This window comes from Pseudomonas sp. AFG_SD02_1510_Pfu_092 (assembly GCF_003331055.1).
GTDB lineage: Bacteria > Pseudomonadota > Gammaproteobacteria > Pseudomonadales > Pseudomonadaceae > Aquipseudomonas.
Genome location: NZ_PUQD01000048.1, coordinates 23383 through 42083, shown reverse-complemented (window position 1 = coordinate 42083; position 18701 = coordinate 23383). Strand labels below are relative to the sequence as shown.

The 18701-nt window shown below is 66.0% G+C and carries 15 protein-coding genes and 1 riboswitch; of the genes, 7 read left to right on the top strand and 8 right to left on the bottom strand.

Annotated features, from left to right (window positions below; translation table 11 throughout):
* Positions 1-205: 205 nt before the first annotated feature.
* Positions 206-355, bottom strand: a complete 150-nt coding sequence (locus C6A77_RS26015; protein ID WP_241507444.1) for a hypothetical protein — start codon at positions 353-355, stop codon at positions 206-208.
* Positions 356-1045: 690 nt separating this feature from the next.
* Complete coding sequence (locus C6A77_RS18735; protein ID WP_114170811.1) at positions 1046-2065, bottom strand: branched-chain amino acid aminotransferase; 1020 nt, start codon at positions 2063-2065, stop codon at positions 1046-1048.
* A gap of 170 nt (positions 2066-2235) precedes the next feature.
* A riboswitch (cobalamin riboswitch) is annotated at positions 2236-2446 on the top strand.
* Between the two features lie 99 nt (positions 2447-2545).
* Here C6A77_RS18735 and cobW point away from each other — a divergent pair.
* The 4 genes from cobW to C6A77_RS18715 all read left to right on the top strand — a co-directional run bounded on the left by cobW (position 2546) and on the right by C6A77_RS18715 (position 9058).
* Positions 2546-3613 (top strand): cobalamin biosynthesis protein CobW, encoded by a 1068-nt coding sequence (cobW, locus tag C6A77_RS18730; protein ID WP_114170810.1) that lies wholly within the window; start codon positions 2546-2548, stop codon positions 3611-3613.
* A 3-nt stretch (positions 3614-3616) separates the two neighbouring features.
* A complete protein-coding gene (cobN, locus tag C6A77_RS18725; RefSeq protein WP_114170809.1) occupies positions 3617-7378 on the top strand; it encodes a cobaltochelatase subunit CobN in 3762 nt (1253 codons plus the stop codon).
* A 1-nt stretch (position 7379) separates the two neighbouring features.
* Entirely contained in the window at positions 7380-8390 is a 1011-nt protein-coding gene (locus C6A77_RS18720) for an AAA family ATPase (protein ID WP_114170808.1), read from the top strand.
* Positions 8391-8491: 101 nt separating this feature from the next.
* A complete protein-coding gene (locus tag C6A77_RS18715; protein ID WP_114170815.1) occupies positions 8492-9058 on the top strand; it encodes a VWA domain-containing protein in 567 nt (188 codons plus the stop codon).
* Positions 9059-9166: 108 nt separating this feature from the next.
* On the opposite strand, the gene C6A77_RS18710 is transcribed toward C6A77_RS18715, so the two are convergent.
* Positions 9167-9433: a hypothetical protein gene (locus tag C6A77_RS18710; RefSeq protein ID WP_114170807.1), complete on the bottom strand. Its 267-nt coding sequence runs from the start codon at positions 9431-9433 to the stop codon at positions 9167-9169.
* Between the two features lie 342 nt (positions 9434-9775).
* Here C6A77_RS18710 and C6A77_RS18705 point away from each other — a divergent pair, with 342 nt between their 5' ends.
* On the top strand, positions 9776-11101 hold the full coding sequence (locus tag C6A77_RS18705) for a sigma-54 dependent transcriptional regulator (RefSeq protein WP_114170806.1): 1326 nt from the start codon (positions 9776-9778) through the stop codon (positions 11099-11101).
* A 151-nt stretch (positions 11102-11252) separates the two neighbouring features.
* Here C6A77_RS18705 and C6A77_RS18700 read toward each other — a convergent pair whose 3' ends face one another.
* Together C6A77_RS18700 and C6A77_RS18695 are read right to left on the bottom strand one after the other, a co-directional pair.
* Positions 11253-13253: a U32 family peptidase gene (locus tag C6A77_RS18700; protein ID WP_114170805.1), complete on the bottom strand. Its 2001-nt coding sequence runs from the start codon at positions 13251-13253 to the stop codon at positions 11253-11255.
* A 372-nt stretch (positions 13254-13625) separates the two neighbouring features.
* Complete coding sequence (locus C6A77_RS18695; protein ID WP_114170804.1) at positions 13626-14006, bottom strand: RidA family protein; 381 nt, start codon at positions 14004-14006, stop codon at positions 13626-13628.
* A 162-nt stretch (positions 14007-14168) separates the two neighbouring features.
* Between C6A77_RS18695 and C6A77_RS18690 the strand changes: the two genes are divergently transcribed.
* The gene (locus tag C6A77_RS18690; protein WP_114170803.1) at positions 14169-14861 is read left to right on the top strand and encodes a tRNA (adenine(22)-N(1))-methyltransferase TrmK; all 693 of its coding nucleotides are present in this window, start codon (positions 14169-14171) and stop codon (positions 14859-14861) included.
* A gap of 1 nt (position 14862) precedes the next feature.
* On the opposite strand, the gene C6A77_RS18685 is transcribed toward C6A77_RS18690, so the two are convergent.
* The gene (locus tag C6A77_RS18685) at positions 14863-15123 is read right to left on the bottom strand and encodes a DUF2790 domain-containing protein (protein ID WP_114170814.1); all 261 of its coding nucleotides are present in this window, start codon (positions 15121-15123) and stop codon (positions 14863-14865) included.
* Between the two features lie 124 nt (positions 15124-15247).
* Between C6A77_RS18685 and C6A77_RS18680 the strand changes: the two genes are divergently transcribed.
* A complete protein-coding gene (locus tag C6A77_RS18680) occupies positions 15248-16180 on the top strand; it encodes a LysR family transcriptional regulator (RefSeq protein ID WP_114170802.1) in 933 nt (310 codons plus the stop codon).
* 146 nt (positions 16181-16326) lie between these two features.
* On the opposite strand, the gene C6A77_RS18675 is transcribed toward C6A77_RS18680, so the two are convergent.
* Together C6A77_RS18675 and C6A77_RS18670 are read right to left on the bottom strand one after the other, a co-directional pair.
* Positions 16327-17478, bottom strand: a complete 1152-nt coding sequence (locus C6A77_RS18675) for an acyl-CoA dehydrogenase family protein (protein ID WP_114170801.1) — start codon at positions 17476-17478, stop codon at positions 16327-16329.
* A gap of 16 nt (positions 17479-17494) precedes the next feature.
* Positions 17495-18565: an enoyl-CoA hydratase/isomerase family protein gene (locus C6A77_RS18670; RefSeq protein ID WP_114170800.1), complete on the bottom strand. Its 1071-nt coding sequence runs from the start codon at positions 18563-18565 to the stop codon at positions 17495-17497.
* Positions 18566-18701 lie beyond the last annotated feature (136 nt).

Genomic DNA, 18701 nt, shown 5'->3' with positions numbered 1-18701 from the left:
CCCGCAGGCGTTGCAGCTGCCGTAGGTGTTGGGGATTTCTTCCTGCATGGCGAGGCGGATGGCTTTGCTGATGCTCACAGGGCGTTCCTTTTCCAGTGGGTTGGCGCAATGGCCAAGACACTAGCGAGGAACGCCTTCGCAGGGGAGCAATGGGCGTCCTAAAGCCTTGTAGGAATTTTCTCTTTCGACGCTGACTCCAGCGCACTCAGGCGTCACGGGCCTGCTGCTGCAACATCGATGCGGCTTCGACAAAGGCGACCAAGCTTCGGGAACGTGCAAGCCCTGTGGGAGCGGGCATGCCCGCGAAGTAGGCGACGCGGTGGATGGCACCGGCTGTGCCGGTGTTCGCGGCCATGGCCGCTCCCACAAGTTGCCGCCCTGCGCCGTTGCCTGAGGGAGCGGGTTCACCCGCGAAGTAGGCGACGCGGTGGATGGCACCGGCTGCGCCGGTGTTCGCGGCTAAAGCCGCTCCCACAGGGATCGCGCAAGCCCGGGGCTGCACCGTTCCTTGTGGGAGCGGGCATGCCCGCGAAGTAGGCGACGCGGTGGATGGCACCGGCTGCGCCGATGTTCGCGGCCATGGCCGCTCCCACAAGTTGCCGCCCTGCGCCGTTGCCTGTGGGAGCGGGTTCACCCGCGAAGTAGGTAACGCGGCGGATGGCACCGGCTGTGCCGGTGTTCGCGGCTAAAGCCGCTCCCACAGGGATCGCGCAAGCCCGGGGCTGCACCGTTCCTTGTGGGAGCGGGCGTGCCCGCGAAGTAGGCGACGCGGTGGATGGCACCGGCTGCGCCGGTGTTCGCGGCCATGGCCGCTCCCACAAGTTGCCGCCCTGCGCCGTTGCCTGAGGGAGCGGGTTCACCCGCGAAGTAGGTAACGCGGAGGATGGCACCGGCTGTGCCGGTGTTCGCGGCTAAAGCCGCTCCCACAGGGATCGCGCAAGCCCGGGGCTGCACCGCTCCCACAGGGGCAGGCGTTCGAGCATCACTCTGCAAGAAAAAGGGGCATGCCATTGCTGGCATGCCCCTTTTCAAACCGCTAAGCGCCTCAGGCGACCTTGACGATCCAGCCTGCCGGTGCTTCGACATCACCGCTCTGGATACCGGTCAGCTCGTTGTAGAGCTTCTGGGTAACCGGGCCGACCTTTTCCAGGTCATGGAACACGTGCAGCTTGCCGTTGTATTCGATGCCGCCGATCGGGGTGATCACAGCAGCGGTACCGCAAGCGCCGGCTTCGACGAAGCGGTCGAGCTTGCTGATTTCCACATCGCCTTCGATCACGGTCAGGCCCAGGCGCGATTGCGCCAGTTCCATCAGCGACAGACGGGTGATGCCTGGCAGCACCGAGGCCGATTTCGGCGTGACGAACTCGTTGTTGGCGGTGATGCCGAAGAAGTTGGCCGAACCGACTTCCTCGATCTTGGTGTGGGTCAGCGGGTCGAGGTAGATGGCGTCGGCGAAGTTGGCTTTCTTCGCTTCGGCGCCCGGCTGCAGGCTGGCGGCGTAGTTGCCACCGACCTTGGCCGCGCCAGTGCCTTGCGGGGCCGCGCGGTCGAAGCTGGAAATCTGGAAGTTGTGCGGCTTCATGCCGCCCTTGAAGTACGAGCCAACCGGGATGGCGAAGATCGAGAAGATGAACTCGGGGGCGGTGCGCACGCCAATGTTGTCACCGGTGCCGATCACGAACGGGCGCAGGTAGAGGGCGCCCTTGCCGTGCGGTGGCACGAACTTTTCGTTGGCCTTGACCACTTGCTTGCAGGCTTCGATGAACACATCGGTCGGCACCTGCGGCATCAGCAGGCGGGCGCAGCTGCGCTGCATGCGGGCGGCATTCTGGTCCGGGCGGAACAGGTTGATCGAACCGTCCTTGCAACGATAGGCCTTGAGGCCTTCGAAGCACTGCTGGCCGTAGTGCAGGGCGGTGGAGCCTTCACTGATGTGCAGTACGTTGTCTTCGGTCAGGGTGCCCTTGTCCCACTCGCCATTGCGCCATACGGACAGGTAGCGTTTGTCGGTCTTGATATAGTCGAAACCCAGCTTGTCCCAGTTAATGCTTTCGTTGCTCATGACACCCTCATTGTCTTGCAAGTGCCCGATCGCTCGGGCTGCTGTTATATGCGCACCACGCCACCATAATACATCCGTGGCGGATCGGGAACGGCCAGTCACGAATTCAGGATCCATGCGCGCGGGGAGGGACCTGGTCGGCCAATGGTTGACCACCTGCCAGCCACTGCGTAGCCTTGCCGCTTCGAGGTTCTTCGGCCAGGCCGAAGCTAAGACGGGAACGCGGTACAAGCCGCGGCTGCCCCCGCAACTGTAAGCACCGAAACGGATCGACACAGCCACTGCGCCTGCGCGGGAAGGCGTCATCCCGCCAGCCTGCGGTATCCGCAGGCAACTGGAACGGTGCGAGCCAGGAGACCTGCCTCGGGACGTTTTCGACTTTCAACCGGGCGGGGTGATCCGGTGGCGAACACGCCGCGCCGGCCTGGCCCGCGGCTGTCGTCCTGCATGCCCGCGCCACTCTGCCAAGGGCACTGCGACATGAAAACACTGGCCAAGCTCCCCGTCACCATCGTTACCGGCTTCCTCGGCTCGGGCAAGACCACCTTGCTGCGCCACATGCTCGACAACGCCCAGGGCCGCCGCATCGCGGTGATCGTCAACGAATTCGGTGAGCTGGGCATCGACGGCGAAATCCTCAAGCAGTGCAGCATCGGCTGCACCGAGGAAGAAGCCAGCGGTCGTGTCTACGAACTGGCCAACGGCTGCCTGTGCTGCACCGTGCAGGAAGAGTTCTTCCCGGTCATGCGCGAGCTGGTGGCGCGCCGGGGCGACCTCGACCATATCCTCATCGAAACCAGTGGCCTGGCCCTGCCCAAACCGCTGGTGCAAGCCTTCCAGTGGCCGGAGATCCGCAATGCCTGCACCGTCGATGCGGTGATTACCGTGGTCGACAGCCCGGCCGTGGCCGCCGGCACCTTTGCCGCCTACCCGGACCAGGTCGATGCCCAGCGCAAGCTCGACCCCAACCTGGACCACGAATCGCCGCTGCATGAACTGTTCGCCGACCAGCTGGCCAGCGCCGACCTGGTGGTGCTGAACAAGGCCGACCTGATCGACGCCGAAGGCTTGGCCAAGGTCCGCGCCGAAGTGGCCGAAGAACTGCCACCGGCGGTCAAGGTGATCGAGGCCAGCAGCGGCAAGCTGCCGCTGGACGTGTTGCTGGGGGTGGGCGCCGAGTCCGAGGTCCATATCGACGGCCGCCGCACCCACCACGATTCGCACCATGACGGCGACGACCATGACGAACATGACCACGACGCCTTCGACTCCATCTCGATCGACCTGCCGGAAGCCGACGAAAGCCTGCTGCTCGATGCCCTGACCCAGTTGGTAGTGGAGTTCGGTATTCTGCGCGCCAAAGGCTTCGCCGCCATCCCGGGCAAGCCGATGCGCCTGCTGGTGCAAGGCGTCGGTACCCGTTTCGACAAGCACTTCGACCGCGCCTGGCGCGCCGACGAACCGCGCATCACCCGCCTGGTGCTGATCGGCCAGGCACTGGATGCCGCCCAGCTGGAAGCGCGCCTGCGCCAGGCCCTGGGCGCCTGACCCATGCACCTGCTGCGGACCCAGCCCGGCGGCTTCGTGCCGGATGACAGCATTGCCGACCTTGGCCAGACACCCGCCGAGCTGGTGATTCTCTGCAGCGGCGATTCGCACCTGGCGTTGCTCGCCGAGACCGCCGAGCAATTGCCCGACGATTACCCCAGCCTGCGCCTGGCCAACCCGATGCAGGTGCAGAACCATGCCTCGGTCGACCTGTACGTCGATCAGGTGCTGCGCCATGCCAAGGTCATTCTGGTGTCGCTGCACGGCGGTGTCGGCTACTGGCGCTATGGCGTCGAGCAACTGGTCGAACTGGCCGCGCGTGGCGTGCAGCTGATCCTGGTACCGGGCGACGACCGCGCGGACCCGGAGCTCACTGGCCTGGGCAACGTCAGCGGCGAGCAGGCCGAGCGCCTCTGGCATTACCTGCGCCAGGGCGGCAAGGCCAACGCCATCAACCTGTTCCACTGCCTGGCCAGCCAGTGGCTGGGCCGCGACTATGCCTGGGACGAGCCCCAGCCCTTGCCGCGCACTGCGGTCTATCACCCGGCCAAGGGCAGCGCGACGCTGGAAGACTGGTACCCGCAGTGGCACCCCGAGCAGCCGGTGGCGCCGCTGCTGTTCTACCGCTCGCACCTGCAGGCGGCCAATACCGCCTTCATCGATGTGTTCTGCCAACGCTTACAGGCGGCCGGGCTCAACCCTTTGCCGATCGCCGTGGCCAGCCTCAAGGAAAGCGCCTGCCTGGAGCAGGTCGAAGCCTGGCTGGACGAGGTCGGCGCCGAGGTGCTGGTGAACACCACCGGCTTTGCCCTGTCCAGCCCGGAACGGCCCAACCTGCGCCCGTTGCGCCGCGACATCCCGGTCCTGCAGGCCATTTGCGCGCAGGACAACCAGCCCGGCTGGGAAGCCAGCGAGCAGGGCCTGGGGGCACGCGACCTGGCCATGCACATTGCCTTGCCGGAACTCGACGGGCGGATCATCACCCGCCCGGTCAGCTTCAAGGACATGGCCTGGCGCAGCGAGCGCAGCCAGTCCGATGTGGTCTGCTACCGCGCCCACCCCGAGCGCATGGATTTCGTCGCCGAGCTGGCCCGCCGCTGGGTCGAGCTGGCGTGCCTGCCGAATGCGCAGAAGCGGGTGGCGCTGGTGCTGGCCAACTACCCGACCCGCGACGGCCGCATTGGCAACGGCGTCGGCCTGGACACCCCGGCGGCGGCGCTGAACATCCTCAAGGCCTTGCAGGCCGACGGCTACCCGCTGGCCGAACTGCCGCGCAGCGGCACCCAGCTGATCCAGCAACTGCTTGGCGGCGTGACCAACGACCTCGACCAGCTGGACTTGCGCCCCTGTGCGCAGAGCCTGAGCCTGGCCGACTACCAGGCCGCCTTCGCGCGCCTGCCCGAGGCCAACCGCCAGGCGGTACTGGAACGCTGGGGGCCACCGCAGCAGGACCCGATGTACCGCAATGGCCGGCTGATGGTCGCCGGCCTGCGTTTTGGCCTGACCTTCGTCGGTATCCAGCCGGCACGCGGTTACCAGCTGGACCCCAGCGCGGTGTACCACGACCCCGATCTGGTGCCGCCGCACGGCTACCTGGCGTTTCACTTCTGGCTGCGCCATGCCTTTGCCGCCGACGCAGTGATCCACGTCGGCAAGCACGGCAATCTCGAATGGTTGCCCGGCAAGGGCGTCGGCTTGTCGGCGCAGTGCTGGCCGGATGCCTTGCTGGGCCCGTTGCCGAACATCTACCCGTTCATCGTCAACGACCCGGGCGAAGGTGCCCAGGCCAAGCGTCGCACCCAGGCGGTGATCATCGACCACCTGATGCCGCCGCTGACCCGCGCCGAAACCTATGGCCCGCTGCGTCATCTGGAGCAGCTGGCCGACGAATTCTATGAAGCGCAACTGCTCGACCCACGGCGTGCCCGCGAGTTGCAGCGCGACATCCTCGAGCTGGTCAAGGCCAACCACATCGACCGCGAGCTGCAGCTGGAAGGCCAGCTGGACGATGCCGCCGTGTGGTTGCCCCGCCTGGACACCTACCTGTGCGACCTCAAGGAATCGCAGATCCGCGATGGCCTGCACGTGTTCGGCCAGTCGCCGCAAGGCCGGCTGCGCCTGGACACCCTGCTGGCGCTGGTGCGGGTCGAGCGCGGCGACGGTCGCGGCGGCAACGCCAGCCTGTTGCGGGCCCTGGCCAAGGCGCTGGTGCCGGGCTTCGACCCGCTCGATTGCGAGCTAGGCCAGCCCTGGCAGGGCGCGCGCCCGCCAGCCCTGCAGGCCATCAGCGACGAGCCTTGGCGCACCTGTGGCGATACCCGTGAACGCCTCGAACTGTTGGCGCGGCAGCTGATCGAGCAGGCGCTGGATGGCAACGCGCAGTTGCCGGAGCTGGGCGAATGGCAGCCGCTGCACCAAGTGCTGCAGGCCCTGCGCGACGCGGTGGCGCCCAGCCTGGACGCCTGCGGCAGTGCCGAAATGAATGGCCTGCTGGCGGCGCTGGCCGGGCGTTTCGTACCCGCCGGCCCGAGTGGCGCGCCCAGCCGAGGGCGCCTGGATGTGCTGCCCACCGGGCGCAACTTCTACACCGTGGATGTGCGCAACCTGCCCACCACCACCGCCTGGCGCCTGGGCTTCGCCTCGGCCAACCTGATCCTCGAACGCCACCTGCAGGACCACGGCGACCACCTGCGCCAGCTTGGCCTGTCGGTGTGGGGCACAGCGACCATGCGCACCGGCGGCGACGACATTGCCCAGGCCATGGCGCTGATGGGCGTGCGACCGGTGTGGGCCAGCGGCAGCCAGCGTGTCGATGATTTCGAAATCCTGCCGTTGAGCCTGCTCGACCGCCCGCGGGTGGATGTGACCTTGCGTGTTTCCGGCTTTTTCCGCGATGCCTTCGGCAACCTCATCCGCCTGTTCGATGCCGCCGTGCAGGCGGTGGCCGCGCTGGATGAACCCGACGACCTCAACCCCTTGGCCGCCCGTGTGCGCAGTGAACGCGCGGCGCTGCAGGCGCAGGGCGTGGAGGCCGCAGAGGCCGCGCGCCAGGCCGGTTGGCGGGTGTTCGGTGCCAAACCCGGGGCCTACGGCGCCGGGGTGCAGAACGCCATCGACGGGCGCCTGTGGCACAGCCGCGCCGACCTGGCCGAGGTCTACCTCAACCACGGTGGCTATGCCTACGGTGGCAGCGACGACGGTACCCCGGCCCGCGACCAGTTCGCCCAGCGCCTGGCCAAGGTGCAGGCGGTGCTGCAGAACCAGGACAACCACGAGCATGACCTGCTCGATTCCAACGACTATTACCAATTCCAGGGTGGCATGCTGGCGGCCTCGGAAACCTTGGGCGGTGCCGCAGTGGCCAGCTACCACGGCGACCACAGCCAGGCCGACCGGCCGCGCATCCGCACCCTCAAGGAAGAACTGAACCGGGTCATCCGCGCCCGTGCGCTGAACCCGAAGTGGCTCGACGGGGTCAAGCGCCATGGCTACAAAGGCGCCTTCGAAATGGCGGCGACGGTCGACAACCTGTTCGCCTTCGACGCCACCACGCACCTGATCGACGACCATCATTACCAGGCGCTGGCCGATGCCTACGTGCTCGACCCGGCGACCCGCGACTTCATGCGCGAACACAACCCCGAGGCCCTGCGCGACCTCACCGAGCGCTTGCTGGAGGCCCAGCAGCGCGGCCTGTGGCAGGCACCCGGCGATTACCGCGAAGCGCTCGAGGAACAGCTGCTCGACGGCGAGGAACAGGCTTGAAATGAGTGAACCCGTACAATTTCCGCTGGCCGCCGTGGTCGGCGCCGACGACCTGAAGCTGGCGCTGTGCCTGACCGCCATCGACCCGAAGATTGGCGGCGTGCTGATCGAAGGGCCGCGCGGCATGGCCAAGAGCACCCTGGCCCGTGGCCTCGCCGACCTGCTCGGTGAGGGCCCGTTCGTCACCCTGCCGCTGGGCGCCAGCGAAGAGCGCCTGGTCGGCACCCTCGACCTGGATGCGGCGCTGGGGCAGGGCAAGGCGCAGTTTTCCCCGGGGGTGCTGGCCCAGGCCGACGGTGGCGTGCTGTATGTCGATGAGGTCAACCTGCTGCCCGACACCTTGGTCGACCTGCTGCTCGATGTCGCCGCCAGTGGTACCAACCGCATCGAGCGCGACGGCATCTCGCACCGGCACAGTGCCCGCTTCGTGCTGATCGGCACGATGAACCCGGAGGAGGGCGAATTGCGCCCGCAGCTGCTGGACCGCTTTGGCCTGAACGTGGCCCTGGAAGGTTTGCCCGAGCCTGCCGCCCGCCAGCAGATCATTCGTCGCCGCCTGGCTTTCGACAGCGACCCGCAGGCCTTCTGCGCGCAATGGGCCGAGGCCCAGGCGCAGCTGCGCCAGCGTTGCCAGGCCGCCCGCCACGCGTTGGCCGCTATCGCCCTGGACGACCAGGCATTGGCCTGGATCACCGAGCGCTGCTACGCGGCCGGGGTCGATGGCCTGCGGGCCGACCTGGTGTGGCTGCGTGCCGCGCGGGCCCACTGCGCCTGGCGCGGTGGCGCCGCCATCGAAGAAGCCGATGTCGAAGCGGTGGCCGAGTTCGCCTTGCGCCATCGTCGCCGCATCACGCCCCAGGCTAACCCGCCGTCGGCACCGCCGCAGCCCGAGCAGCAAGGCGCCGGCAACCCTGGCGAACAGGGCGGGCAGGGCGATTGGGGGGCAATGCCGGCGCAGGCGGTGGCCAGCGGCCCGCGCCGAGAGGTGCCGAACTGGGCAAAAAAGCCCTGAGCATCCCCCAGCCAGCAGCCAAAGGGGCGGATGCCAAAGCAGGCACAGGTCGGCAGTACGGTGCCAGCCGGGGCCGCGCGCGCGATGCCGCGGCCGGCCGGGTGGCCTGGCTGCCGACTTTGCTCAAGGGCCGGCCACGCCAGCGCCAGGACCTGTGCTGGCAACAACGCCAGGCCAGGCCGGCGGAACTCTGGCTGGTGATTGTCGATGCTTCGGCCTCGACCCGTCGCCATCAGGCGCTGGCGCAGAGCAAAGGGTTGTTGGCCGCCCTGTTCGACCAAGCCTATCGCCAGCGCGCGCGCCTGGCCCTGCTGACCGCCAGCGGGCGTACGCCGCAGTGGCAGCGTCACGGTCTGAAGGCCTCGGCTGCCCTGCAACCGTGGCTGCAAGCTTTGGGCGCCGGTGGCGGGACGCCGTTGATCGCGGCGCTGGAGCAGGCCCGGCATTGGCTGCAGGCTCGGCAACGGGCCCATCCCGAAGAACTGCTGCGTTGCCTGGTGTTTACCGACGGCCGCCTGCAACACGGCAACGCCGTGCAGCCGATGCCTTGTGCCACGTTATTGGTCGATATGGAACTGGCGCCGGTACGCCTGGGCCGTGCGCAGCGCCTGGCGGAACAACTGCAGGCCGATTACCAGCATGTGCAACAGTTCAAGGTAATGGACTGAGAAAACAGCGACGCGACATTATGTCGCAACAGGCAAAGTTGCCAGAACGGCGTTGGGGGAAGTTGCACAAGTGCGTGACGGCGCACGCACTTGTTATGCCGGTCGGTATTATTTCGGCATCGACCACGGTTGCAGGTCGTAACCTTTTTCGCACAATTCGGCGCGCACTTCCTCGATCAGGCTGGCCCACTGGGCCGGGTCGGAATAGATATGCGAGGACACTTGCTTGCTGCCGATGCGGGTGCTGGTCCGGTCGATCACTGCCAGGCTCAGCTCACCAGTACCGTTGGGTGCATCCCAGGCTACGCACTGGAAAGGTTCGAAGGCGTGGTCGGCAATCAGCAGTGCTTCGTTGACACGGAGCGGGGCATTCATGGTTCGGTCTCTCTGTGGTCCCAAACATCGAAGTGAAGTCCGCGTTGCTTCAAGGTCGCCTCGGTTATCGCGAAGTGCAGCGCGGGGTTATGTGTACTGATGCTCGTCGTCCGGGGGCAAGTCACACATTGGTTGTAAAATTTTTTGTCAGGTTCGAATCCGTTTTTGCCTACGCCGCCATGTGATGTCGATAAAATGCGAAAATTCCCATCACGCTTTGTAAAAAAATGATTCGGCAGACAAACGGTACTGGGAAGCGTCAACTTCGTTGCTACTGTTAATCGGGCGCCACAACTTACTGTTTTATTTCAAAAAACCGAAAACTGGCGCCAAGGATTGGTCATGCAGCAGCCTGCCGCCCAACGCCGTTTGCTCATTGTCGACCCCTGCGATGACTGCCACCGTTTGTTGCCCGGTTTGCGCACTGCAGGTTGGGATGTGGACAGCTGCGTGCTCAGCGCCGCGCGCGATCACCCGTGCGATGTCGGCCTGTTGCGCTTGCAGAGCGCGCACCTGAGGCGCCCGGATGGGGTAAAGGACCTGATCCAGCGCAGCAACACCGAATGGATCGCCGTGCTCAGCGCCGAACAACTGCGCATGCCGGCGGTCGGTGATTTTGTCTGCGAATGGTTTTTCGACTTCCACACCCTGCCGTTCGATGTTTCCCGCGTGCAGGTGACCCTGGGGCGCGCCTTCGGTATGGCGCGCCTGCGTGGCAAAGGGGCGGCCCGGGTTGACGACGCGTCCCACGAGCTGCTCGGCGAAAGCCGGCCGATCCGCGAGCTGCGCAAGCTGCTGGGCAAGCTGGCCCCGACCGAGTCACCGGTGCTGATCCGGGGTGAAAGCGGCACCGGCAAGGAACTGGTGGCGCGCACCTTGCACCGCCAGTCGCAGCGCAGCGAGCAGCCTTTCATCGCCATCAACTGCGGCGCGATCCCTGAGCACCTGATCCAGTCCGAGCTGTTTGGTCATGAGAAGGGCGCCTTCACCGGTGCCCATCAGCGCAAGATCGGGCGCATCGAGGCGGCCCATGGCGGCACGCTGTTCCTCGACGAGATTGGCGACCTGCCGCTGGAACTGCAGGCCAACCTGCTGCGTTTTCTGCAGGAAAAGCACATCGAGCGGGTTGGTGGCAACCAGCCGATCCCGGTGGATGTGCGGGTGCTGGCGGCTACCCACGTGGACCTGGAGAAAGCCATCGAGCACGGGCGCTTTCGCGAAGACCTGTACTACCGCCTGAATGTCTTGCAGGTGGTCACTGCCCCGCTGCGCGACCGGCATGGCGACCTGGCCATGCTGGCCAACCACTTCGCCCACTTCTACAGCCTGGAAACCGGGCGCCGGCCGCGTTCGTTCAGCGAGCATGCGCTGGCCGCCATGGGCCGGCATGACTGGCCGGGCAATGTGCGCGAGCTGGCCAACCGGGTGCGGCGCGGGCTGGTGCTGGCCGAAGGCCGGCAAATCGAGGTGCAGGACCTGGGCTTGCAGAGCCTCGACCAGGCGCAGCGAGCGCTGGGCACGCTGGAGGAGTACAAGCACCGGGCCGAACGCCAGGCCTTGTGCGATGTGCTCAACCGGCACAGCGACAACCTGAGCGTGGCGGCCAAGGTGCTGGGCATTTCGCGGCCGACGTTCTATCGCTTGCTGCACAAGCACCAGATTCGCTGAGCAGCAGCGAAGGCCATGTACGGGTGCAAGCGCCGTGCTGGATGGCACCGGCTATGCCGGTGTTCGCGGGCAAACCCGCTCCCACCGGTACTGTACCGACCGCTGTGGGAGCGGCTTTAGCCGCGAAAGGTCCCTTACAGGCTAAAGAAGATCAATGCGGCCCGCGCGGGATGGTCTTGAGCAGGTCTTCCGGGCTGATGTGGCCGACCACCTGGGCCACCGCGCTGCCCGGTGTCGGCAGGTCGATGATGTGGCTTTTCATCTTGCCGATCACATGCATTTCGCACGGCTTGCAGTCGAATTTCAGGGTCAGCACTTCGTCGCCCTGAATCAGCTGCATCGGCGCGACCTTGGTGCGCACGCCGGTCACGCCCTTGGCCTGCTTGGGGCACAGGTTGAAGGAGAAGCGCAGGCAGTGCTTGGTGATCATCACCGGCACTTCGCCGTGCTCTTCATGGGCCTCGTAGGCGGCGTCGATCAATTGCACGCCATGGCGGTGGTAGAAGTCGCGGGCCTTCTGGTTGTACACGTTGGCCAGGAACGACAAGTGCGCTTCGGGGTAGACCGGCGCCGGCGTGGTCTCGGCCTTGCGCGCGCCGCGCGGGTGCGCCGCTACCCGTGCCGCTGTCAGTGCCTCGATGGCTTCGCGGCGCAGGGCCTTGAGCTGCGAGTTGGGCACGAAGTACGCCTGCGGTGCGTCCAGTTCGATGCGGTCGGCGTGGTACAGGGTGGTGCCCAGCTGGCCGAGCAGGTCGTGCAACTGGTCGAGTGCCTGCTGCGGCTTGTTGGCCGGGCCGAACGGGCCGTCCAGTGCCACCTGTACGCGCACGCCTTCCTCGCTGGTGACGGTCAGTGTCAGGCGCTGCTCACGCAGTTCTGCGTGCCAGTGCACGCCGACACGGCGCTCGGCCGAGGTGCGTTGCAGGGCTTGCTGCCAGTTGTGGTCGAGGTTGCGCGACAGCGGGTGGTTGGGCCGCAGCTTGTGCAGGCCGTCGGGCATTTCGTTGGGTTCGACGCGGTAGCGGTAGCGCTTCTGGCCGTCTTCCTCGAACTCGCCACGCGGTTCGGCGATGTTGGCGCGGAAGCCCACCACCTCACGCTTGACCAGCACGTTGAGGCCGTCGCCATTGCTCAGCGGCACTTCGGTGACCACTTGCAGGTCGCGCTTGCCGACCTTTTCCACCACGCCCACCGGCAGGCCGGTGAAGGTCGGCGAGTCGAACGCGCCGATGTCCACCTTGCGGTCGGTGACGAAGTAGTCGGTGCTGCCGCGGTGGAAGGTCTTGTCCGGGTCGGGCACGAAGAAATGCTCGGTGCGGCCGCTGGAGGCGCGGGCCAGCTGCGGGCGGCCTTCGAGGATGGCATCGAGCTCCTTGCGGTAGTGCGCCGTGATGTTCTTCACATAGCTCACATCCTTGTAGCGGCCTTCGATCTTGAACGAGCGCACGCCGGCATCGACCAGGTCGGCCAGGTTGGCGGTCTGGTTGTTGTCCTTCATCGACAGCAGGTGCTTCTCGAACGCGACCACCCGGCCCTGGTCATCCTTCAGGGTGTAGGGCAGGCGGCAGGCCTGCGAGCAGTCGCCACGGTTGGCGCTGCGGCCGGTCTGCGCGTGGGAGATGTTGCACTGGCCAGAGAAAGCCACGCACAGCGCGCCGTGGATGAAGAACTCGATGGCCGCGTCGGTTTCGGCGGCGATGCTGCGGATTTGCTGCAGGTTCAGCTCGCGCGCCAGTACCAGCTGGGAGAAACCGGCCTGGTCGAGGAACCTGGCCCGTTCCAGGGTGCGGATGTCGGTCTGGGTGCTGGCGTGCAGCTCGATCGGCGGGATGTCCAGCTCCATCACCCCCAGGTCCTGCACGATCAGGGCGTCGACCCCGGCGTCGTACAGCTGGTGGATCAGCTTGCGCGCCGGCTCCAGCTCGTTGTCGTGGAGGATGGTGTTGATCGTGGTGAACACGCGCGCGTGATAACGATGGGCGAACTGCACCAGTTCGGCGATATCGCTGACTTCGTTACAGGCATTATGGCGCGCGCCGAAGCTCGGGCCGCCGATGTAGATGGCGTCAGCCCCGTGCAGGATCGCTTCACGGGCGATGGCCACGTCACGGGCAGGGCTGAGCAGTTCCAGGTGATTCTTTGGAAGGGACATGTCGTTATAGGTTCGGGCTGTCACGGTTTAGGCGGGCATTGTAGCGGCGAAACGGGCCGGCGGCATCCTTGGGGTGCCGAGAGGTGAATTGCCTGTACCGGCCCTATCGCCGGCAAGCCAGCTCCCACAGGTTTCAGCGCAAGCCCGAGGCATACGCAGCCCCATGTGGGAGCGGGTTCACCCGCGAAGCAGGCGACGCGAGGGATGGCACCGGCTGCGCCGGTGTTCGCGGCCACGGCCGCTCCCACAGGGATCGCGCCAGTTTTTGGAAATTGATCAAGACAGTTGCTCCCACCTCTACCGCGCTGCCCTAAAGGCCTGTGCAGTACCTGTGGGAGCTGGCTTGCCGGCGATAGGGCCCTTGAAGGTGAATCAGCGCTTGGCAGCCATTGCGGTCACTTCGACGCGCATACCTTCGAACGCCAGCGCGGCCACGCCGACGGCGGCGCGTACCGGCCAGGGCTTGCTGAAGAAGCGCTGGTACACCTCGTTGAACGCCGCGCGGTCGGCCATGTCGGTCAGGTAGATGGTCAGGTGCAGCACGCGGTCCATGCCGCTGCCGGCCTTCTCCAGTGCCACTTTCAGCGCTTGCAGGGTGCACTCGCTCTGCTCGACGATACCGCCCAGCTCCAGGCTGCCATCGGCGTGGGTCGGGATCTGCGTGGTGACCAGCACGCCGTTGTATTCGGCAACGTCGGAGGAAATCGACTCGGCGTCCGGGTCCGGGGTGTAGATGATGTCTGCATGTGCCATGGTGGGTTTTGCCTTGCAACGGAAGGAAAGCGGCAAGCCTACGCGAGCAGGCTGCCGTGGTCGAGGGTGGCCGGGTGAGGGTGGCCGGGCGAGGGCGGCGGTGTTTGAAATGTGCGGCATTCACCGGCAGAATCGCGCCCGATTGCAAAGCAGGGGTTGAGCTTGAACGAACAGACATTGTCCCGGCGCCTGGAGCGCGTGGCGGCACACGTACCACACGGCGCGCGCCTGGCCGACATCGGCTCGGACCATGGCTACCTGCCGGTGGCCTTGATGCTGCGCGGCAGGCTGGAAGCGGCGGTTGCCGGCGAGGTGGCGCAGACGCCATTCGCCTCGGCCCAGCGCAACGTGCGCAAGAATGGGCTGGAAGGCCGGGTCACCGTGCGCCTGGCCGATGGCCTGGCAGCGGTCGAGGCGCAAGACCGTATCTCGGTGGTCAGCATCTGCGGCATGGGTGGCGACAGCATGTGCGAGATCCTCGAAGCTGGCCGCCAGCGCCTGGCTGGCGTCAGCCGTCTGGTGCTGCAGCCCAACGGCGCCGAGCGCGAACTGCGCCAGTGGCTGGCGGCCAATGGCTACCGGATCGTCAGCGAAGAACTGCTGCGGGAAAACCGCTTCGACTACGAAATCATCGTCGCCGAGCCGGGGGCGGCGGTGTACAGCGCCGAGCAGCTGTACTTCGGCCCGCTGCTGTTGCAGGAGAAAGGCGAGGCGTTTCTGGTGAAATGGCGGCGCATGCTGCGGCAGAAGCAGCAGACCCTGGCCAACTTCGAGCGTGCCCGGGATGCAGTGCCTCAGGCCAAGATCGACGACTTCAACCAGCAGGTCGGCTGGATCACTCAGGTACTGGCCTGACTCACTGTTGCGAGCAGTTGCCCATTTCCCGGTAGTCGATGGCGTGCTGCTGGCCCTGATGGTCGACATACACCATGTGCGCGGTGCCAACCTGGCAGTCGGCGGCGTTGCTGGCCGGGGTGAGGGAGATGACTTTGGCCACGTCCAGCGGCATGCCGTATTGGTAGTTGCGGCTGACCGGCTGCTGGCTGCCCGCGTCGGCAAGCGCGCCGAACGAAGCGAGGCTGGCGGCCAAGGCAAGGACAGCGATCGAAGGTTTCATGGCAGGCTCCTTTTTCAATGGGTGGCCAATGATGTATTCATTGGTCATCCACAATAAATGGGCTAATGCGTGTTAGATTCCTTCTTGCGGCGCACGAATAAGACCGAACAAGGAGCCCATCTTCATGGACATGCTGCATGCCATGCGTACCTTCACCCGGGTGGTGGAATGCGGCAGTTTCGCTGCCGCCGCCAATGCCCTGGACATTTCCGCAGCGCAGGTGTCGCGCATCGTCGCCGAGCTGGAAAACCAGCTGCAGACCCGCCTGCTGCACCGCACCACGCGGCGTTTGCGCATGAGCGAGGCGGGCGAGCGCTTTCTCGAGCGTGCGCGGCAGATCATGCTGTTGACCGAAGAGGCGGTGGGTGAAGCGCGTGGTGCGCACCTGACCCCGCGCGGTCGCCTGCGCCTGCATTGCCCGCACGGCCTGGGGCTGCTGCTGATGCCGCTGGTGGCGGGCTACAACGCGCTGTGCCCGGAGGTGGTGATCGAGCTGACCCTGTCCCAGCGCAACCCCGACCCGTTGGCCGAAGGGCATGATGTGGTGATCACCATCGACGGGGCACTGCCGGATTCGCAACTGATCGCCGTCCCGCTGGGCAACATCTTCAGCATCCCCTGCGCGGCGCCGAGCTACCTGGCGGCCCACGGCGTGCCCGAGCGCCCGGAAGACCTGCACCAGCACCGCTGCCTGCGCATGGCCTACCCGATGTACGAAGGTGATTGGGTGTTTCCGCAAGGCGTTGACCAGTGCGTGATCACCCCGAGCGACGGTTTTTCCACCAACGTCGCCGACGCCATGCTGGTGGCCAGCGAACTGGGTATGGGCATTGGCCTGTTGCCGTTCTACACCGCCAGCCAGGCGATCGAGCAGGGGCGCTTGTGCCGGCTGCTGGCGCCGTATCGGCTGAGGGACAACGCGCTGTACGCGATCTACCCGTCACGGCATTACCTGGATGCCAAGGTGCGCACCTGGATCGACTACCTCAAGGAGCAACTGCCGGCACTGTTCGAAGCGCATGCCAAGGTGGTGGACGATGCGCGGTATTGGCGATAGGCGGGTGATGCTTTCTTGAGCCTGTCACTCACCCTGTGGGAGCGGGCTTGCCCGCGAAGAATGCGACGCGGTGGATGGCACCGGCTTCGCCGGTGTTCGCGGGTGAACCCGCTCCCACAAAGGGCCGCATTCTCAGCGAGAGCGCGTTACAACGTATAGTGCTTCAACTCCCGCGCGATCAGCATGCGCTGGATTTCGCTCGACCCTTCATAGATCTGCGTGATCCGCGCATCACGGTAATAACGCTCCACCGGGTAGTCTTCCAGGTAGCCATAACCGCCATGCACCTGGATCGCCATCGAGCACACCCGCTCGGCCATTTCCGAGGCGAACAGCTTGGCTTGCGAGGCCTCCGACAGGCACGGCTTGCCGGCGCTGCGCAGGCGTGCGGCATGCAGGATCAGCAACCGCGCGGCGTTCACCTGCACCTGCATGTCCGCCAACAGGTTGGCGATGCTCTGGTGCTCGTTGATCGGCTTGCCGAACTGCACCCGGTCGCGCGAGTAGGCCAGGGCCGCCTCGAACGCGGCGCGGGCGATGCCCAAGGCCTGCGCGGCGATGCCGATCCGGCCACCTTCGAGGTTGGACAGGGCGATGGCCAGGCCTTTGCCGCGCTCACCGAGCAGGTTGGCGGCGGGAATGCGGCAGTTGTCGAACGTCACCGCGCAGGTATCGGAGGCGCGGATGCCCATCTTGTGTTCGCTGCGATCGACCTTGAAGCCCGGGTTGTCGGTGGGCACCAGGAATGCCGACAGGCCCTTCTTGCCCAGCTCCGGGTCGGTTACCGCGAAGACGATCGCCAGCCCGGCGCGGCGCGCGTTGCTGACGAACTGCTTGGCGCCGTTGATGACCCACTGGCCATCCACCAGCTCGGCGCGGGTGCGCAGGTTGTGCGCCTCGGAGCCCGCCTGTGGCTCGGTCAGGCAGAAGCAGCCGATCACCTCGCCGGTGGCCAGGCGCGGCAGCCACTGCCGTTGCTGTTCGGCCGTGCCGTAGGCCAGCAACGGCCCACAGCCCACCGAGTTGTGGATGCTCATCATCGCCCCGGTGGCGCCGCAGCCGGCAGCGATCTCTTCCACGGCCAGGGCGTAGGCGACGTAATCGGTGTAGCTGCCGCCGAAGTCTTCCGGCACCACCATGCCCAGCAGGCCCAGTTCGCCCATCTTGCGCACCACGCCGTCGTCGATCCAGCCGGCCTTTTCCCAGGCCTGGGCATGCGGGGCGATCTCGCCACGGGCAAAGTCCCGCGCCATGTCGCGGATCATGATCTGTTCTTCGCTCAGTTCCAGGTCTTGCATCTGTGTACTCCCCGGCTCACAGGCCTTCGAAGAATTGGTCGACCCGCTGGCGTTGCAGCGCAGCCAGGGTCGGCGGGTTCCAGCGTGGCTGCTTGTCCTTGTCGATGATCAACGCGCGCACGCCTTCAATGATGTCGCCGTGCTGGAACCACTGGCGGTCCAGGTGCAGCTCCATGGCAAAACAGTCCTCCAGGCCCAGCTGGCGACCGCGGCGCAGCATCTCCAGGGTAACTGCCATGGCCAGCGGCGAGCGGGTTTCCAGCTGGTCGGCGGTGGCCACGGCCCAGGCATGGCTGTCGCCAATGCTCACCGCGCGCAGCTGCTCGACGATGGCCGGCAGGTCGGGCAGGGCGAAGAAGTGGTCGATGACCGGGCGCAGTTTTTCCAGTGGTGCGTCGTCCAGCACTTGGGTGCCGAGCCTGGCCAGCAGGTTTTGCAGGTCCTTCAGCGGGTGGTCGCCGAAGCGCAGCTGGTCCAGGCCCTGGTCCAGTGCCGCCAGCCGGTCGCTGGCCAGGTACCAGTCGGCCAGGCCGCAGTACAGCGCATCGGCTGCCTGCACCTGCGCGCCGCTGACGCCCAGGTAAATGCCCAGCTCGCCCGGAATGCGCGACAGGAAATAGCTGCCGCCGACATCAGGGAAGTAACCGATGCCCACTTCGGGCATGCCCAGGCGGCTGCGTTCGGTGACCACGCGCAGGTCGCAACCCTGGGCCAGGCCCATGCCGCCGCCCAAGGTGAAGCCGTCCATCAGTACCAGAATCGGCTTGCGGTAGCGGTGGATGACCAGGTCGAGGGCGTATTCCTCGACGAAGAAGGTTTCATGCAGGGTTTCGCCGGCCTTGAAGCTGTCGTGCAGCGAACGGATATCGCCACCGGCGCAGAAGCCCTTGGGGCCTGCGCCACGCAGTACCACGGCGTGCACCTTGGGGTCGTCGGCCCACAGGTCGAGGTGCTGGCGCAGGCTGCGGACCATGTCCAGGGTCAGGGCATTGAGCCCGGCGGGGCGGTTCAGGGTCAGGTGGCCGACCTGGTTGCGAACCTCGGCCAGCACATGGTCGGTTGCCGAAGTATGAGCGTGCGCAGTCATTTGCGTTCTCCCTGCTTTGTTATTGATTTTCCAAGTGAAGTCTGGAGTTCGCTGGAGGATCGCAGGATCCTGTCATGCGAAATTGCCTTGTACAATCGACAAATCTGCAGGGGGATTCTGCATTTTTGCCGTGTTC

What these genes read in the sequence shown, in the direction of transcription:
- C6A77_RS26015 (WP_241507444.1), bottom strand. Translation starts at nt 355, where the DNA reads ATGGCCGCGAACACCGGCACAGCCGGTGCCATCCACCGCGTCGCCTAC.
- C6A77_RS18685 (WP_114170814.1), bottom strand. Translation starts at nt 15,123, where the DNA reads ATGAAACCTTCGATCGCTGTCCTTGCCTTGGCCGCCAGCCTCGCTTCG.
- C6A77_RS18705 (WP_114170806.1), top strand. Translation starts at nt 9,776, where the DNA reads ATGCAGCAGCCTGCCGCCCAACGCCGTTTGCTCATTGTCGACCCCTGC.
- C6A77_RS18735 (WP_114170811.1), bottom strand. Translation starts at nt 2,065, where the DNA reads ATGAGCAACGAAAGCATTAACTGGGACAAGCTGGGTTTCGACTATATC.
- C6A77_RS18720 (WP_114170808.1), top strand. Translation starts at nt 7,380, where the DNA reads ATGAGTGAACCCGTACAATTTCCGCTGGCCGCCGTGGTCGGCGCCGAC.
- C6A77_RS18695 (WP_114170804.1), bottom strand. Translation starts at nt 14,006, where the DNA reads ATGGCACATGCAGACATCATCTACACCCCGGACCCGGACGCCGAGTCG.
- C6A77_RS18670 (WP_114170800.1), bottom strand. Translation starts at nt 18,565, where the DNA reads ATGACTGCGCACGCTCATACTTCGGCAACCGACCATGTGCTGGCCGAG.
- C6A77_RS18710 (WP_114170807.1), bottom strand. Translation starts at nt 9,433, where the DNA reads ATGAATGCCCCGCTCCGTGTCAACGAAGCACTGCTGATTGCCGACCAC.
- C6A77_RS18700 (WP_114170805.1), bottom strand. Translation starts at nt 13,253, where the DNA reads ATGTCCCTTCCAAAGAATCACCTGGAACTGCTCAGCCCTGCCCGTGAC.
- cobW (WP_114170810.1), top strand. Translation starts at nt 2,546, where the DNA reads ATGAAAACACTGGCCAAGCTCCCCGTCACCATCGTTACCGGCTTCCTC.
- C6A77_RS18675 (WP_114170801.1), bottom strand. Translation starts at nt 17,478, where the DNA reads ATGCAAGACCTGGAACTGAGCGAAGAACAGATCATGATCCGCGACATG.
- C6A77_RS18680 (WP_114170802.1), top strand. Translation starts at nt 15,248, where the DNA reads ATGGACATGCTGCATGCCATGCGTACCTTCACCCGGGTGGTGGAATGC.
- cobN (WP_114170809.1), top strand. Translation starts at nt 3,617, where the DNA reads ATGCACCTGCTGCGGACCCAGCCCGGCGGCTTCGTGCCGGATGACAGC.